Origin of the sequence: Actinomadura sp. 3N407 (assembly GCF_052245875.1) — a bacterium.
In the GTDB taxonomy this organism is placed as follows: domain Bacteria; phylum Actinomycetota; class Actinomycetes; order Streptosporangiales; family Streptosporangiaceae; genus Spirillospora.
The window spans coordinates 410,768-426,331 of the sequence record NZ_JBQQBP010000007.1 but is presented as its reverse complement, the minus strand read 5'-3'; the positions used below and the strand labels follow the sequence as shown (position 1 = coordinate 426,331).

The window sequence follows — 15,564 nt, the reverse complement described above, 5'->3', positions numbered from 1 at the left end:
ATCGAGCCTGGGGCTGATGCGGTTCACTCTGAAGGTCCACTCCTGGAGCCGTGGAGTGAACCATTTGGTGTACTGGTGGCATGACGGTGGAATGGGCGCGCGGTGGCCCCGACCTTCTGGTGGCGCTGGACCGCGGCGCCGGTCCGCTCGGGATTCAGATCCAGGACCAGTTGCGGGCCGCGATCCGCGATCGACGGCTCGGCGCCGGAGAGCGCCTGCCGTCGACTCGGCGTCTGGCCGAGCTGCTCGGCGTCTCACGCGGCACGGTCGTCGATGTCTACGAGCAGTTGCTGGCCGAGGGGTACGTCGAGTCGGTGGTCGGCTCCGGGACGCGGGTGGCCGCGACGCCGGCCGGCTTGCCGGTCCCGCATGCGCCCGGCGTCGTTGCGGCCTCGCCCGTGTCCTCGCCGTCCCTGCCGGCCGAGGTCGACTTCGAGTACGGCATCCCCGAGCTCGGCTCGGTGCCGTTGACAGACTGGAGTCGGGCGGTGTCGGAGGCGACTCGGTCCCTGCCGACGGCCGAGTTGGCTGACGAGGACCCGGCCGGTTCCAGGCATTTGAGGGAGGTTGTCACCGCCTACCACCGTCGCGTTCGGTCGGGCTGCGCGGCCGCCCAGGACGCCGTCGTCGTCTCTGGTTTCCGGCAGGGGCTGGCTTTGGCCCTCGCGACGCTGGCACAGCACGGCATCCAGCGCATCGCGCTGGAGGATCCCGGCCCCCGCGACCACGACGTCATCGCCCGCCGCGCGGGTCTGGACGCCGTGCCGGTTCCCGTCGACGACCACGGCCTCGACGTGGGCCGCCTGCGCGAGACTGGGGCACGGGCGGTGTTGTTGACGCCGGCCCACCAGTGCCCCACCGGTGTCGCGCTCGGTCCGTCGCGGCGACGCGACCTGGTCGCCTGGGCGGACGAGGTCGACGGGGTGATCCTCGAGGACGACTACGACGCCGAGTTCCGATACGACCGCCAGCCGGTCGGCTCACTGCAGGGACTCGCCCCCGCCCGCGTGATCGCTCTGGGATCGGTCAGCAAGACGCTCGCACCCGCGATCCGGCTGGGCTGGGTGCTCGCGCCACCGCGGTACGCGGCGGGGATCGTCGAGGAGAAACGGCTCAGCTGTCGCGGGGCCCCCGGGTTGGACCAGGAAGCGCTGGCGCTGCTCATGGAGTCGGGCCGTTTCGACCGCCACCTGCGACGCGTGCGCGAGATCTACCGCGCACGCCGGGACGTGCTGGCGGCCGAGGCCGAGGCCGCCTTCGGGCCGGGCCGGCTACACGGGCTGGCGGCCGGCTGTCACGCCCTGCTGCGCCTCGCCGACGGAGCATCCGAGCGCGCCGTCGTGGCGACCGCGGCCACCATGGGCGTCCGGGTCAACGGACTCGGCCGATACCGGTTCGCGGCCGCGGACGCGGAAGCTGAACCGGACCCACTTCCGCCCGCCCTCGTGCTCGGCTTCGGCAACGTCAGCGAGCACCAGATCAGCCGGGGCATCCGCGTACTCGCCACAGCTGTCCGACGCCAGACCCGCACCCTCGGAGACGACAACGCCACGCCGCCACCCTGAGACTCCGCAAGCTCCCCCGAGAACGGATGCTCGCGCTCGCCTATGAGAGCGGTAGTCCCCGGCCTCGCAAAGTACCTGCTCGTCCTGCGCAAGCCCAGAAGGCCGGGCACCGCGCCTGGCCTTCTGCCCATCACCCTGCCAACTCCCGACGAAGCAACCGGCCCTCAAGCCCCGAAGGTCACAGGCAGGACTGCCCGGTCGGCGAGCCGGGCCGCAGCACCCGTGCGGTGAACGCCTCGATCGCGGTGACGACCGTGTCGAAGCGGATGGAGTGGAACAGGTCGAACGAGTGCTGCGCCCACGGCAGCTCCGCGTACACGACCGGGCTGGACGACACGCTGCGCAGCCGCCCGGCGAACTCCCGCGCGGCCTCCACCGGCACCAGCGGGTCCCGGTCGCCGTGCACCATGAACAGCGGCGGCGCGTCCGCCCTGACGTGGTCCGATGGTGAGGACGGCAGCCCGGCGGCGTGGCGGACCGGCCCGTAGTACCCGTAGAGGCAGATCGCGGCGGTGACGGAGGTGTCGGCGTGCTCGAAGCCGGGCTGGAACACCGGGTCGCCGGGGGTGAGGGCGGCCAGGGCGGCCATGTGGGCGCCCGCCGAGCTGCCCGCCACGAAGACCGTCCGCGTGTTGGCGCCGTGGCCGGGGCCGTGTTCGCGCGCCCATGCGATGACCTTCTTGAGGTCGATCAGGTGGTCGGGGAACTCGACCTCCGGGTTCAGGCGGTAGTTGGCGCTGACGCACACCCAGCCCCGGCTCGCCAGGCGGTGCAGGAGGGGGCGCGCCTCGCGGTTCTTGCGGCCGCCGCGGTACCCGCCGCCGTGCACGTAGACGAGGATGGGGCCGCCGGACGGGCCGGAGCGGCGGCGGTAGACGTCCAGCCGGTTGCGTTCGCCCGCGTCGCCGTAGGGGATGTCCGCCACCCGCTCGACGGTGCGGCTGCGGACGGGCCACGGGGCGAACACGATGCGGGCGAGCGGAAGCCGCCGCGCCGCCGCGGCCGGGCCGCCGCCGCGCCACCCCTCCCCCAGGGCCTCGGTCATCGCCCGGTCGACCGCCGGGCCCGCGAGCAGCGCGCGGCGCGCGATGACGGCCAGGCCCGCGGCCGTCAGGGCGGCCGGGCCCAGCGCGGCGCGACCGCCCGGGGAACCGAGGTCGCCCTGCGCCGCGGCCAGGACGGTCGAGGCCAGCAGCGCGGCGAAGGCGAAGTGCGGGATCTCGTTGACCACCAGGCCGGAGCGGAAGGTCACCTGGCTCAGGAGGCGGGGTCCGCGCCGCGGCGCGACGGCGAACAGCGTGCACCAGGCGACGAGGGCGACGGACGCCAGGTAGCCGTACGGGACGGTCATCGTCCGCGCGCCGAGAGGCCGAGGCCGGGGATGAGCACCGCGGCGACGAGCAGGTGCATCGCGGCCAGGATCGCCGTGCTCGCGGTGTCGCCGCCGCTGCCGACCGGCCCGGTCATCGACAGCGCGAGCACCGCGGCGGCGGTGATCGTCCAGGTCCGCCCGGGGCGGCGGGCGGTCCGTTCCAGCAGCGCGAGCAGCGCCCAGGCGGCCAGTCCGGCGAGCAGGCCGCCGGCGGCGACCGAGACCGCACCGACGGGGTGGACGTCGCCGCCGGTCGCGGCGGACGGCCCGTGCCCGGCGACCGGGCCGGTCAGCGTCCACAGGACGAGCGCGGTGGCAGCGGCGCCCGCGACGGTCAGCGTTCTGCGGGTGAGGTTGCCGTTCGGCATGTGCTTCTCCTTCGATGGCAGGTTCGTGTCAGCGTCGCCGCCGCGGCGCGGCCGCCGCATCGTGCGGGGGGCGGGACCGGGTCCGACCGCCGTGGGGGCGGGCACCGACTTTGGTCGGTGTCGGCGCCGTGACGTGCGGAGCTAGCCTTTGGCCGATGGACGAGCCGGTGGACGAGGAGACCTACGGGCGGGCGGACGCCGACCCGTGGCGGCGGCGCCGCGGGGTCGGCGCGGCGATCGTGTTCGCCGTGGCGGGGGTCCTGGTCGCGGTGACGATCTGGGCCCGGCACGGCGCCGGCGCGGCGGGCGGGACGCTGACCCTGGACATCGCGGCGGGCGCGGCGGCCTGGCTGCTGTCGCCCGTCCTGCTGTGGCGTCCGGTCCCGGTGGCGCTGGCGCTCACCGCGCTGGCGGCGGTGTCACCGGCCGCGACGCCGGTGGCGACACTCGCCGCGCTGCACGTGGCGCAGCGGCGGCCGTTCCCCGTCGCCGCCGGGGTCGGCGCGGCGGGGATCGCCGCGCACGTCGTCCAGGGGCTCTGGCGGCCGCCCGGCGGGATCTCCTTCGGCTGGTGGCTTCTGCTGATCGCGGCCGGCTACGGCGCGCTGGTCGGCTGGGGCGCGCTGGCCCGGGCGCGCCGTGCGCTGCTGATCTCGCTGAGCGAGCGCGCCCGCCGCGCGGAGGCCGAGCAGGGCCGCAGGGTCGCCGAGGCCCGGATGGCGGAGCGGACGCGGATCGCGCGGGAGATGCACGACGTGCTGGCGCACCGGCTGTCGCTGCTGGCCACCTACGCGGGTGCGCTGGAGTACCGGCCGGACGCGCCGCCCGAGAAGCTGTCGCAGGCCGCCGGGGTGGTCCGCGCCGGGGTGCATCAGGCCCTCGGCGAGCTGCGGGAGGTGATCCTGCTGCTGCGCGCCGAGGACGCGGCCGAGGAGGGCCGCCCGCAGCCCGTCCTGGAGGACGTGCCGGTGTTGGTGCGGGAGTCCCGCGACGCGGGCGTGGCGGTGGAGCTGCGCGACGAGGTGGCGGGCCGTGACACCCTGCCCGCGGCGGCCGGCCGGACCGCGTACCGGGTCGTCCAGGAGGGCCTGACCAATGCCCGCAAGCACGCCGCGGGCCGTCCCGTCACGGTGGTGCTGGAGGGCCGGCCCGGTGCCCGGCTGGTGATCGAGATCCGCAACCCGCTGCCCGCCGCGGCCGGCGCCGGGCCCGCCGCGCCCGGCAGCGGGACGGGGCTGGTCGGTCTGACCGAGCGGGTGCGGCTGGCCGGCGGGCGGCTCGACCACGAGGCCGCCGCGGGCGAGTTCCGGCTGCGGGCCTGGCTACCATGGCCGGCGTGACCCGTCCGCTGCGCGTGCTGATCGTGGACGACGACGCTCTCGTCCGGGCCGGGCTGTCGATGATGCTGGACGGGACCGGCGGCATCGCCGTGGCCGGGGAGGCCGCCGACGGCGACGAGGTGCCCGCGGCCGCCGACCTGCACGCCCCCGACGTCGTGCTGATGGATCTGCGGATGCCGCGGGTGGACGGCATCACCGCGACCCGCAGGCTGCGGTCCCGGGCGAACCCGCCCGAGGTGATCGTGCTGACGACGTTCGACTCCGACGAGAACATCCTGCGCGCTCTGCGCGCCGGCGCCAGCGGGTTCCTGCTCAAGGACACCCCGCCGGACCAGATCGTCCAGGCGGTCCGGCAGGTCGCGGCCGGGGACCCGATCCTGTCCCCGCGGATCACGCGCCGGCTCATGGACCGTGCGGCCGTGGAGGCGGGCGCCTACCAGCGGGCCCGCGCGGCGCTGGAGGGCCTGAGCCCCCGCGAGAGCGAGGTGGTCCTGGCGATCGCCCGGGGACGCTCCAACGCCGAGATCGCCGCGGAGCTGTTCATGAGCGTGGCCACCGTCAAGGCGCACGTGTCCAGCGTCCTGACCAAGCTGGACATGGACAACCGCACCCAGATCGCCCTGCTGGCCCACGACGCCGGTCTCGTCTAAGGGGGCCGGGGGCGGTCAGGTCTCCGCGTCCGGCGGCCGGTTCACCGGATCCGGTCTCGACCTCGGTGAGCGCGGGAACCGGATGCGATCCTGTGGAGGTGTCGAACGGGGGACGGCGGCTCCGACGTCTCCGGTGAGAGGCGCCTCAGGGGCGCCGGCACGAGAGGAACGGCCATGAAGTACATGATCATGCTGTACGCGTCGCAGCGGGAGTACGACGAGATGGCGGGCAAGGTGCCGGAGGGCGAGGCGGTCTGGACGGCCGACGACCTGGCCGCGATGCACGCGTTCATGGAGAAGTGGAACCGGGAACTCGTCGAGTCCGGGGAGTTCGTGGACGCCAACGGGCTGGCCGCGCCCGTCCACACCCGCAGGTTCCACTCCGAGGGCGGGGTGCCGGTCGTCACCGACGGCCCGTACCCCGAGACCGCCGAGGTCCTCGCCGGGTACACGATCGTCGAGTGCGACAGCTTCGACCGGGCCTCGGAGATCGCGGCGCGGCTGGCGCGGTGCCCGGCGCCGGAAGGGGCGCTGGGCACCGCCAAGGCCGACCTGCGGCCGATCATCGACGGCCGCGCCGACCTGGAGGCGTGAGGGCGCCGTGACCGCTGGCGAACTGGAGGACCTGCTGCGCCCGCTGACGCCGCAGGTCCTCGGCGCGCTGGTCCGCCGGTACGGGCATTTCGACGCCGCCGAGGACGCGGTCCAGGAGGCGCTGATCGCCGCGGTGTCGCAGTGGCCGGACGGCGGCGTCCCCGACGACCCGCGCGCCTGGCTGATCCGGGTCGCGTCGCGCCGGCTGACCGATCTGCTGCGGGCCGAGCAGGCGCGCCGCCGCCGCGAGGGCGCCGTCGCCGCGTGGACGCCGCCGGAGGAGTGGCAGGCGGCCGCCGCCGACGAGCCGCCGCGCGACGCCGACGACACGCTGATCCTGCTGTTCCTGTGCTGCCACCCGGTGCTGTCGCCGGACCTGCAGATCGCGCTGACCCTCCGCTCGGTCGGCGGGCTGACCACCGGGGAGATCGCCCGCGCGTTCTTCGTCCCGGAGAAGACCATGGGGCAGCGGATCAGCCGGGCCAAGCGGCGCATCAGGGACAGCCGCGTCCCGTTCCGGATGCCGGCGGCGGCCGAGCGCGCGGGCCGGCTCGCCGCGGTCCTGCACGTCCTCTACCTGATCTTCAGCGAGGGGTATGCGAGCACGGCGGGGACGAGCCTGGTCCGGGGCGAGCTGTCGGCGGAGGCGATCCGGCTCGCCCGGATCGTGCACCGGCTGCTGCCCGGTGACGGCGAGGCGGCCGGGCTGCTGGCGCTGATGCTGCTCACCGACGCGCGCCGCCCGGCGCGGACGGCCCCGGACGGCGCCCTGGTCCCGCTCGCCGAGCAGGACCGCACGCTGTGGAAGGCCGATTTCGTCGCCGAGGGCGTGGCGCTGATCTCCGAGGTCCTCCCCCATGGGCCCGCCGGCCCCTACCAGCTTCAGGGGGCGATCGCCGCGCTGCACGACGAGGCCGCGACGGCGAGGGAGACGGACTGGCCGCAGATCGCCGCCCTGTACGAGGTGCTGCTGGGCATGTCCGACAATCCGATGGCGGCGCTGAACCACGCCGTCGCCGTCGCGATGCACCGGGGCCCGGCCGCCGGGCTCGCCCTGCTGGAGAAGCCGGCGGCCGACCCGCGGATCTCGGGGCATCACCGCCTGCACGCGGTCCGCGCGCATCTGCTGGAGATGTCGGGCGACACCGGCGGGGCGCGGGCGTCGTACCTGGCGGCGGCCGGGCGCACGCACAGCGTCCCCGAGCAGCGCTACCTCAACGGCAAGGCGGCCCGGCTGGGCGGCGCCTGACCCGCGCGGGAGCGGCACGGGGGTCAGGGGGCGACGAACGCTCCGGCGCGGGCGGCGGTGGCGGCGGACGCGGCGGCGCGGTCGGCGGCGGCCTCGTCGACCGCCTCCCCGGTGACGAACAGCCGGTAGTACAGGGGCGCGACCGCGACCCGGACGACGTCGGCGGCGTCGGTCCCGGCGGGCACCTCGCCGCGCTCGATCGCGCGTTCCACGACGGCGGCGGACTGCTCGTGGCGCCGCGCGAAGAAGCCGTGCAGGGCGCGGGCGGCGCCGGTGCTCTGCGCGGCGGCCAGCACGAACGCGCGGGTGACGGGTCCGTGCCCGGGGTCGGTGAAGCCGGTCAGGACGAGCCGGGCGATCGCGCGCAGGTCACCGGCCAGGGTGCCGGTGTCGGGGACCGGCCACGGTTCCCCGGCGGCGAGTTCCAGCGCGTCGGCGACGAGTCCCTCGGCGTTCCCCCATCGCCGGTAGACGGTGGTCTTGTGCACGCCGGAGCGGGCGGCGACGTTGTCGACGGTGAGTCCGGGGTAGCCGTGCTCGGCCAGTTCGGCGAGAGTGGCCTTCCGGACGGCGTCGCGCACCCGCGCGGTGCGGCCTCCCGGGCGGACGCTGCCGGGCCCGGAGGCGGTCAAGCGCGCTCCCGGGGAGAGCGGCGGGACGGGCGGCGGGTTTCCACGCCCCCATCGTAACGCAACAGCCGTTGCGTTAACCTCGCCTCCGCGCGGAAACAGCAGTTGAGGGATGAGGGGGGACACTTCATGACGCAGGGTTCGTACGCCACGATCAGGGAGTTCACGGTCTGCGGACCGGACTCGGGCCCGTACGGCATCACCACCGGGCCGGACGGCGCCCTCTGGTTCACGCTGGTCCACGAGGGCCGCGTGGGCCGGATGGCACCGGACGGGCGGCACACCCTGCATCCCCCCGATCCCTTCACGGGCGGACCGATGACCATCACGGCGGGCCCGGACGGCGCGCTGTGGTTCACCGCCTTCCACGGCGACGCGATCGGCCGGATCACCACCGGCGGCGAGGTCGCGCGGTTCGCCCTCCCGGAGGGCGGCGGCCCGTGCGGGATCGCGGCCGGGCCCGACGGCGCCCTGTGGTTCACCCGGATGCACACCGGCGGCATCGGCCGGATCACCACCGGCGGGCACCTCACCGAGTACCCGCTGCCCGACCCGGCCGCCATGCCCTCGATGATCACGGCGGGCCCCGACGAGGCGATGTGGTTCACCCTCGACCAGGGCAACGCCGTCGGCAGGATCGCGCCGGACGGCGACCTGGCCGTCCACCCGCTGCCCACCGAGGGGTCCGCGCCGGTAGGCATCACCGCCGGGCCCGACGGCGCGCTGTGGTTCACCGAGATCGGCACCGGGCACATCGGCCGGATCACCACGGACGGGAAGGTCACCGAGTACCCGCTGCCGGACCCGGCCGCCCGCCCGCACGCCATCGTCACCGGCCCCGGCGGGGACCTGTGGTTCACCGAGTGGGGCACCGCGCACGTCGGCCGCATCACGCCCGGGGGCCGCATCGACGAGCACCCGCTGCCGACACCGGGATGCGAGCCGCACGGCATCGCGCTCGGCCCGGACGGCGCGCTGTGGGTGGCGCTGGAGACCGGAGCGCTCGCCCGCGTCACCGCCGCCTGACCCACCGCCTCATCACCGCCCTGCCACCGCCTCCGCACCGCTCCACCCACCGGTTCACATGGCGGCGCCCGGCGCCCTCGGGGCGGAAAACCGGTTGGCATGACCGGCGGCGTTCACTACAACGGTCGACATGCTCCGCAAATACCCCCGGACCCGGCACATCGAGGGCTCCCGGCTCCAGCCGGGCGACCACGACCTCGCCTCGGTGCCGTTCACCGCGATCGCCGGGCGGTACCTGGTGGTGGAGGAGAAACTCGACGGCGCCAACGCCGGCATCAGCTTCACCTCCGGCGGCGAGCTGCGGCTGCAGAGCCGCGGCCACTATCTGACGGGCGGGCCCCGGGAACGCCAGTTCGGGCCGCTGAAGGCGTGGGCGGCGTCCGTCCAGCACGTCCTGCGGGAACGGCTGGAGGACCGGTACGTCCTGTACGGGGAGTGGCTGTACGCCAAGCACACCGTCTTCTACGACGCGCTGCCCCACTACTTCTGCGAGTTCGACGTCCTCGACCGGTCCGACGGGACGTTCCTGTCCACCGGGCGGCGCCGTGAGCTGCTCGACGGCGCGCCGGTGGTGCCGGTGCCCGTCCTGCACGAGGGCCCGCTGCGGGGCGTGGCGGAGCTGACCGCGTTCGCCGGGCCGTCCACGTGCCGCACCCCGCGGTGGCGCGACGCGCTGCGCGCCGCGGCGAAGGCGGGCGGCGCCGACCCCGGCCGCGTCGCCGAGGAGACCGACACCTCCGACGACATGGAGGGCCTCTACATCAAGGTGGAGGAGGACGGGAAGACCGTCGACCGCTACAAGTGGGTCCGGCCGAGCTTCCTGACCGCGATCCTGGACTCGGGCACCCACTGGCAGGAGCGCCCGATCGTCGCCAACGGCCTCGCCGACCCGGAGGTGCTGTATGCGGGTGTTCGATGACCTGTGCCCGGCGCCGCCGCACTGGAGCGTCCCGTGGGAGCGGATCCGGGACGCGTTCGGCTGGGTCCGCGACATGGCCGGCGTCCCGCAGGACGCGGTGTTCCACGGCGAGGGCGACGTCGAGGTCCACACCCGGATGGCGTGCGAGGCGCTGGCGTCGCTGCCGGAGTGGCGGGCGCGCCCGCCGGCCGAGCGGGTGCGGCTGTTCACGGCCGTCCTGATGCACGACATCGCCAAGCCGGACTGCACGAGCATCGACGACGAGGGCCGCATCACCGCGCGCGGCCATTCGCGGCGCGGCGACCTGATGGTGCGGCGGATCCTGTGGGAGATGGGCGCGCCGCCCGTCTGGCGCGAGCACGTCGCCGCGCTGATCCGCCACCACCAGGTGCCGTTCTGGGCGCTGGAACGCCCCGACCTGCAGCAGATCGCGTTCCGTGTCAGCCTGCTGGCCCGCAACGACGACCTGGTGCTGCTGGCGTCGGCCGACATCCTCGGCCGGATCTGCCCCGACACCGGGGAACTGCTCGACAACGTCGCCCTGTACGGGGAGTACTGCGCCGAGCAGCTGTGCCTGGACGGCCCGCGCGTGTTCCCGTCCGACCACGCCCGGTTCTGGTACTTCCGCAAGCCCGGCCGCGACCCCGGCTACGCCGCCTACGACGACACGCGCCTGACCGCGACCGTCCTGTCCGGCCTGCCGGGCGCCGGCAAGGACCACTGGATCGCCGCCAACCGCCCGGACGTGCCCGTCGTCAGCCTCGACCGGCTGCGCGCCGAGATGGGCGTCTCGCCCGCCGGCGACCAGCGCGCCGTGGCCGCCGCCGCGCACGAGGCGGCCCGCGGGCATCTGCGCGCCGGGCGGTCGTTCGTGTGGAACGCCACCAACGTGTCGCGGACGCAGCGCGATCTGTGCACCGGGCTCATCGCCCGCTACCGGGGCCGGGTGGAGGTCGTGGCGCTGGAGGCGCCGCCCGGCGTGCTCCGCGACCGCAACCGGGGCCGGCGCTCCCCCGTCCCGGACGCGGTCATCGACCGTCTCGTCCGCCGCTGGGAGATCCCCGACCCGACCGAGGCCCACCGGGTCGACTGGCTGACCACCGGCTGACCACCGGCTGACCGGCGGCTGACCGGCGGTCGCGCCGCCGCTGCGGGCCGGGCCGGTCACCCGCGGTCCGGGTGCCGCCACGTTTAGCCCACGACCAGGGGGAACGGCTGTAGCCAGGCTTCGATACGAGGACGTGGAGGAGGCCGGAGCTATGAGCATCGTGCGGCCGGCACATGACGGCGGAACCGAGGCCGGGACCGACACCGAGGCCGCGGGCGTGCACCGGCAGGACTTCGGGCGCGCCCCCGAGTTCCACCGCGAGGATCACGAAGCGGGGACGGGCGAGCTGGTCAGGCAGGCGACGCGGCAGGTGTCGGAGCTGATGCGCGCCGAGCTGCGTCTCGCGGTGGCCGAGCTGAAGGACAAGGGCCGCCACGCCGGGACGGGAGCCGGGATGTTCGGCGGCGCCGCCCTGATGGCGCTGTACGGGCTGGCCGTGCTGCTCGCGGCGGCGGTCGCCGCGATCGCGCTGGTGCTGCCGGTGTGGGCGGCCGCGCTCATCATCGGCGGGTTCCTGATGCTGGTCGCCGGCGTCCTGGCCGTGATCGGCCGCTCGCAGACCAGACGCGCCACACCGGCCAAGCCCGAGAAGGCCATGGACGAGGCGAGGCAGGCCGTGGCCGAGCTGAAGGAGAGGGCGACGCACCGATGACCACGCAGGGCAAGCAGGGCGCCGACGCCGGGACCGAGGAGCTGCGCCAGGAGGTCGACCGGGCGCGCCACGATCTGGGCGAGACGGTGGAGCAGCTCGCCGCCAAGGCCGATGTGAAGGCCATGGCCAGGCAGAAGGCCGCCGAGGCCAGGGGCAGGATGCGGGAGACCGCCGCGTCGGCGCGGGAGGTCACCGCGTGGGCCAAGGGCGCCGGCGCCGCCGGGCAGGCCAAGCGGGGCGGCGTCGTCGTCGCGTCGGCGGGCGCGGTCACGCTGGCGGCGGTGTGGATGCGCCGGCGCCGCTCCCCCAAGGCGCGGCTGCGCCCGGGGCGCGGGCGAGGCCGTCACGCCCCGGTGCGGGTGGTGTTCCGCCCGGGCCAGAAGCGCGCCGTCCGCGTGCGCCGCCGCCGCCGCACGATGCTGTGAGAGGGGTCCGGTCATGCCCGGATCAGGCGGACCGACCGCACTGCCCGCCACGTCATGGAAACAGGCGCTCAAACGCGCGGCCGGCGAGTTCAAGAAGGACGACCTGACGATGTGGGCCGCCGCGCTCACCTACTACGCCGTCCTGTCGATCTTCCCCGCGATCCTGGTGGTGGTGTCGCTGGTCGGGCTGGCCGGCCGGTCGGCCACCGACGACCTGATCGGAAGCGTCAGCGACCTGGCCCCGGGCGCGGTCGGCGACCTGCTCGTCAGCTCGATCAGCGAACTTCAGGGCAGCGGCGGCGCCGGGCTGTTCGCCCTGCTGGGCCTGTTCGGGGCGATCTGGTCGGCGTCGGCGTACGTCGGGGGGTTCATGAAGGCCTCCAACGTCGTCTACGACATCCCCGAGGGCCGGCCGATCTGGAAGACGATCCCGACGCGGGTCGCGGTGACGCTGGCGGCCCTGCTGGGGCTGGCGGTCTCGGTGATCGCGGTGGTGGTGTCGGGGCCGCTGGCCCGCGAGATCGGTGGCGCGCTCGGGCTGGGCTCCCAGGCGGTCACCATCTGGAACATCGCCAAGTGGCCGGTGCTGCTGCTGGTGGTCAGCATGCTGTTCTCGCTGCTGTACTGGGCCTCGCCCAACGCCAGGCGCCGCTTCCGGTGGGTCACGCCGGGCGGTCTGCTGGCGGTCGCGCTGTGGCTGGTGGCCTCGGGCCTGTTCGCGCTGTACGTGGCGAACTTCGCCTCCTACAACAAGACCTACGGCAGCATCGCCGGGGTCATCATCTTCCTGGTGTGGTTGTGGATCACGAACCTGGCGATCTTGCTGGGCGCCGAGCTGAACGCCGAGCTGGAACGCGGCCGCGCGATCGCCGGCGGCCACGACGCCGAGGAGGAGCCGTACGTGGAGTTCCGCGACACCCGCGCGTTCGACGAGGACGAACGCCGCGAGACCGGCGTCGACGGGCGGCCGGACGGTGAGGGCGGGCGTCCCGACGGCGGCGCCAGGCGCGCCGAACCCGAGGCGGCGCCGGGCCCCCGCCGGGGACGGCCGCGCGGCGGACGCTCCTAGAAGCCGCCCCTGAAACCGCTCCCTGAAGGCCGCCTCCGATGCGGGACCGTGCGCTTTTCCGGGTAACTACGGGTCGCATAAGGCCGAACACGGTGAATAGGATCATCGTATGCTCCGTCCCGCCTACCCGATCGAGACCGAGCGGCTGACCCTCCGGCCGTTCTGCGAGGACGACCTCGAGGGGCTGTACGCCTACCAGTCCCTGCCCGAGGTGGCGCGATTCCTGTACTGGGAACCCCGGAACATGGAGGAGTCGCGGACGTTCCTGAAGCAGAAGATGACGGCGTCCACCGTGGAGAAGGAGGGCGACTGGCTCGTCCTGGCGGTGGTGTGGCGCGAGACCGGCGACCTGATGGGCGAGGTGAACCTGCAGTGGCGCAGCCGGGAGCACCGGCAGGGCGAGATCGGGTACATCTTCAATCCCGCCTACCACGGCAGGGGGTTCGCGACCGAGGCCGCCGAGGTCGTGCTGCGGCTCGGTTTCGAGGGGCTCGACCTGCACCGTGTGGTGGGGCGGCTGGACGGCCGCAACACCGCGTCCGCGCGGGTGCTGGAGCGGCTCGGGATGCGCCGCGAGGCGCACCTGGTGCAGAACGAGATCGTCAAGGGCGAGTGGTCCGACGAGGTCGTCTACGCGATGCTGCGGCACGAGTGGGACGGCCGCGCCGGAGCCTGAGGCGCGCGGAAGCCTGAGGCGCGCGGGCCGGGGCCCGGTCAGCGGCCTGCCTGCTCGTCCAGGGACCGGGCGAGGTCGCGTACGTGGTCGCGCAGCTCGGCGGGGCGGCGGATGACGAACGGGAAGCCGAGCCCGGCCAGCATCCGCGCCATCCCGTCCAGCCGCTCCGCCCGGGTGATCATGACCACTCCCCCGCCGACCTCGGTGAGCGTGGCGGTGGTGGCGGGGATGCGGCGCCGCGCCTCGGCCAGGCCGGTCTCCAGCAGCACCTCGACCTCGTGCGCGTACGGGACGCGCGCCAGCGACCGGGTGACGTGCTGGACGGGGTCGATGTCGCCGGGGATCCGGTACCCGGCGGTGCCCGGCTCGGCGGACACGACGCGGTCGACGCGGAACGTGCGGATCTCGCCGCTGCGGTGGTCGTGGCCGGTGACGTACCAGCGGCCCGAGTGGAACACCAGCCCGTAGGGGTCCAGGTCCCGTTCGGTCTCCTCGCCCTGCCAGGAGCGGTAGCGCAGCCGGACGCGGCGCCGCTCCCGGGCCGCGGCGGCCAGGGTGAGGACGGCGCCGGTGTCGGGCGCGGCGGCGTCGCGGGCGGCGAGGGTGAACCCGAGCGTGTCGCGCAGCGCCTGGACCCGTTCGCGCAGCGCGGCGGGCAGGACGCGCTGGACCTTGGCCAGGGCGCTCTCGGTGGCCTGCCCGGGCATCCCGAGGCGGCGTCCGGCCAGCAGGCCCAGCACCACGGCGGTGGCCTCGTCGTCGGTGAGCATGAGCGGGGGCAGTTTGTAGCCGGGCCTGAGGCGGTAGCCGCCGTGGCGGCCGCGTTCGGCGGCGACGGGGACGCCGAGGTCGCCCAGCCGCGCGGCGTAGCGGCGGACGGTGCGCTCGTCCACGCCGAGCCGCCGCGCCAGTTCCGCCCCGCCGATGCGGTGGTGCGCCTGGAGCAGTTCCAGCATCGCCAGCACCCGGGTCGTCGGATGGGACGGTGCGGGGTATGACACAGGTCACTCACTTAATCCGGGCGGTTTCTGTCCGGTTTTGACCATAGCGTGAGGTCATACCCACTGAGGAAGGACGGCTGACATGGCTACGTTCGTACTGGTCCCCGGCTACTGGCTCGGCGCATGGGCGTGGGACGAGGTGGCGGCCGAGCTGCGCGCCGCGGGCCACGACGTCCACGCGGTGACTCCGGCGGGGCTGGCCGAGCGGGCGGGCGAGGCCGCACCCGGCGTCGACGTCGACACCCACATCGCCGACATCGTGCGGGTCGTCGAGGACGGCGGCCTGGAGCGGGTCGTGCTCGTCGCGCACAGCGGCGCGAACATGGCCGCCACGGGGGCGTCCGACCGGATCCCCGGGCGGATCGCGCGGCTGGTCTATGTCGACACCGGGCCGATGCCGTCGGGCCTGGCCGGCATCGACTTCCACGACCCGCAGGCGCGCGCGGAGCTGGAGAAGCAGGTCGCCGAGGAGGGCGAGGGGTGGAAGATCCCGGTGCCGCCGTTCGACCCGGACACCGACCCGGACAACCTCGCCGGCCTCACCGCCGATCAGCTCGCCGTGATGCGCGAGCGCGGGACCCCGCAGCCGTTCGGCACGGCGACGCAGGCGCTGACGCGTCCCGACCCGCTGCCGGCGACGCCGCGCACGCTGATCGCGACCACGATCCCGCTCGCGGCGGTGAAGGCGATGGGCGAGCAGGGCCACCCGGTCTTCTCGATGATGGTCGGGCCCGGCTGGACCTACCGGGAGCTGCCGACCGGCCACTGGCCGATGTTGTCACGGCCGCGCGACCTCGCCGCGCTGCTGGGTGAGGTGGCCGCCCTGGACCCCGCCGCAGGGTGACGACCGCATCGCCGAACACGTCCGGATCACTCACTTCTCCACAGCCTGCCGCGCTTTTCTTGTTACACGTCCCTGTA

The 15,564-nt window shown here is 74.6% G+C and carries 17 protein-coding genes; 13 read left to right on the top strand and 4 right to left on the bottom strand.

Translation table 11 applies throughout. The features are described from left to right. Positions 1-80 precede the first annotated feature (80 nt). Positions 81-1,565, top strand: coding sequence for a MocR-like pyridoxine biosynthesis transcription factor PdxR (gene pdxR, locus ACTWPP_RS20755; RefSeq protein WP_443105954.1), 1,485 nt, complete (start codon positions 81-83; stop codon positions 1,563-1,565). A gap of 178 nt (positions 1,566-1,743) precedes the next feature. Here the strand turns inward: pdxR and ACTWPP_RS20750 are convergent, their stop codons facing one another. Next, on the bottom strand, positions 1,744-2,916 hold the full coding sequence (locus tag ACTWPP_RS20750; RefSeq protein ID WP_443105953.1) for an alpha/beta hydrolase: 1,173 nt from the start codon (positions 2,914-2,916) through the stop codon (positions 1,744-1,746). Next, positions 2,913-3,305 (bottom strand): DUF6069 family protein, encoded by a 393-nt coding sequence (locus ACTWPP_RS20745; RefSeq protein ID WP_443105952.1) that lies wholly within the window; start codon positions 3,303-3,305, stop codon positions 2,913-2,915. Before ACTWPP_RS20745 ends, ACTWPP_RS20750 begins: the two co-directional genes overlap by 4 nt. A gap of 155 nt (positions 3,306-3,460) precedes the next feature. Between ACTWPP_RS20745 and ACTWPP_RS20740 the strand changes: the two genes are divergently transcribed. The 4 genes from ACTWPP_RS20740 to ACTWPP_RS20725 all read left to right on the top strand — a co-directional run bounded on the left by ACTWPP_RS20740 (position 3,461) and on the right by ACTWPP_RS20725 (position 7,138). Beyond that, positions 3,461-4,645 (top strand): sensor histidine kinase, encoded by a 1,185-nt coding sequence (locus tag ACTWPP_RS20740; RefSeq protein ID WP_443105951.1) that lies wholly within the window; start codon positions 3,461-3,463, stop codon positions 4,643-4,645. Further along, positions 4,633-5,295 (top strand): response regulator transcription factor, encoded by a 663-nt coding sequence (locus tag ACTWPP_RS20735; protein WP_443105950.1) that lies wholly within the window; start codon positions 4,633-4,635, stop codon positions 5,293-5,295. The genes ACTWPP_RS20740 and ACTWPP_RS20735 overlap by 13 nt, the downstream gene beginning before the upstream one ends. A 174-nt stretch (positions 5,296-5,469) precedes the next feature. Then, on the top strand, positions 5,470-5,889 hold the full coding sequence (locus tag ACTWPP_RS20730; RefSeq protein ID WP_443105949.1) for a YciI family protein: 420 nt from the start codon (positions 5,470-5,472) through the stop codon (positions 5,887-5,889). A gap of 7 nt (positions 5,890-5,896) precedes the next feature. Then, positions 5,897-7,138: an RNA polymerase sigma factor gene (locus ACTWPP_RS20725; RefSeq protein ID WP_443105948.1), complete on the top strand. Its 1,242-nt coding sequence runs from the start codon at positions 5,897-5,899 to the stop codon at positions 7,136-7,138. A gap of 23 nt (positions 7,139-7,161) precedes the next feature. Here ACTWPP_RS20725 and ACTWPP_RS20720 read toward each other — a convergent pair whose 3' ends face one another. Then, positions 7,162-7,770: a TetR/AcrR family transcriptional regulator gene (locus ACTWPP_RS20720; protein ID WP_443105947.1), complete on the bottom strand. Its 609-nt coding sequence runs from the start codon at positions 7,768-7,770 to the stop codon at positions 7,162-7,164. Positions 7,771-7,896: 126 nt separating this feature from the next. Here ACTWPP_RS20720 and ACTWPP_RS20715 point away from each other — a divergent pair, with 126 nt between their 5' ends. From ACTWPP_RS20715 to ACTWPP_RS20685, 7 genes are all read left to right on the top strand, one after another. After that, entirely contained in the window at positions 7,897-8,793 is an 897-nt protein-coding gene (locus tag ACTWPP_RS20715; RefSeq protein WP_443105946.1) for a Vgb family protein, read from the top strand. 130 nt (positions 8,794-8,923) lie between these two features. Then, complete coding sequence (locus ACTWPP_RS20710) at positions 8,924-9,712, top strand: RNA ligase family protein (RefSeq protein ID WP_443105945.1); 789 nt, start codon at positions 8,924-8,926, stop codon at positions 9,710-9,712. Continuing rightward, positions 9,696-10,820, top strand: a complete 1,125-nt coding sequence (locus ACTWPP_RS20705; RefSeq protein WP_443105944.1) for an AAA family ATPase — start codon at positions 9,696-9,698, stop codon at positions 10,818-10,820. The genes ACTWPP_RS20710 and ACTWPP_RS20705 overlap by 17 nt, the downstream gene beginning before the upstream one ends. A 151-nt stretch (positions 10,821-10,971) precedes the next feature. Next, on the top strand, positions 10,972-11,472 hold the full coding sequence (locus ACTWPP_RS20700) for a phage holin family protein (RefSeq protein WP_443105943.1): 501 nt from the start codon (positions 10,972-10,974) through the stop codon (positions 11,470-11,472). Further along, a complete protein-coding gene (locus ACTWPP_RS20695) occupies positions 11,469-11,897 on the top strand; it encodes a DUF3618 domain-containing protein (protein WP_443105942.1) in 429 nt (142 codons plus the stop codon). Before ACTWPP_RS20700 ends, ACTWPP_RS20695 begins: the two co-directional genes overlap by 4 nt. 13 nt (positions 11,898-11,910) lie before the next feature. Next, on the top strand, positions 11,911-12,966 hold the full coding sequence (locus ACTWPP_RS20690) for a YihY/virulence factor BrkB family protein (protein ID WP_443105941.1): 1,056 nt from the start codon (positions 11,911-11,913) through the stop codon (positions 12,964-12,966). A gap of 109 nt (positions 12,967-13,075) precedes the next feature. Continuing rightward, positions 13,076-13,642 carry a GNAT family N-acetyltransferase gene (locus ACTWPP_RS20685; protein WP_443105940.1) on the top strand — a complete coding sequence of 189 codons (567 nt, stop codon included), beginning with the start codon at positions 13,076-13,078 and terminating at the stop codon, positions 13,640-13,642. 38 nt (positions 13,643-13,680) lie between these two features. Here the strand turns inward: ACTWPP_RS20685 and ACTWPP_RS20680 are convergent, their stop codons facing one another. Further along, the gene (locus tag ACTWPP_RS20680; RefSeq protein WP_443105939.1) at positions 13,681-14,643 is read right to left on the bottom strand and encodes a helix-turn-helix transcriptional regulator; all 963 of its coding nucleotides are present in this window, start codon (positions 14,641-14,643) and stop codon (positions 13,681-13,683) included. 82 nt (positions 14,644-14,725) lie between these two features. On the opposite strand from ACTWPP_RS20680, the gene ACTWPP_RS20675 reads away from it, so the two are divergent. Then, positions 14,726-15,487 (top strand): alpha/beta fold hydrolase, encoded by a 762-nt coding sequence (locus ACTWPP_RS20675; RefSeq protein ID WP_443105938.1) that lies wholly within the window; start codon positions 14,726-14,728, stop codon positions 15,485-15,487. The last annotated feature ends 77 nt before the right edge of the window (positions 15,488-15,564 follow it).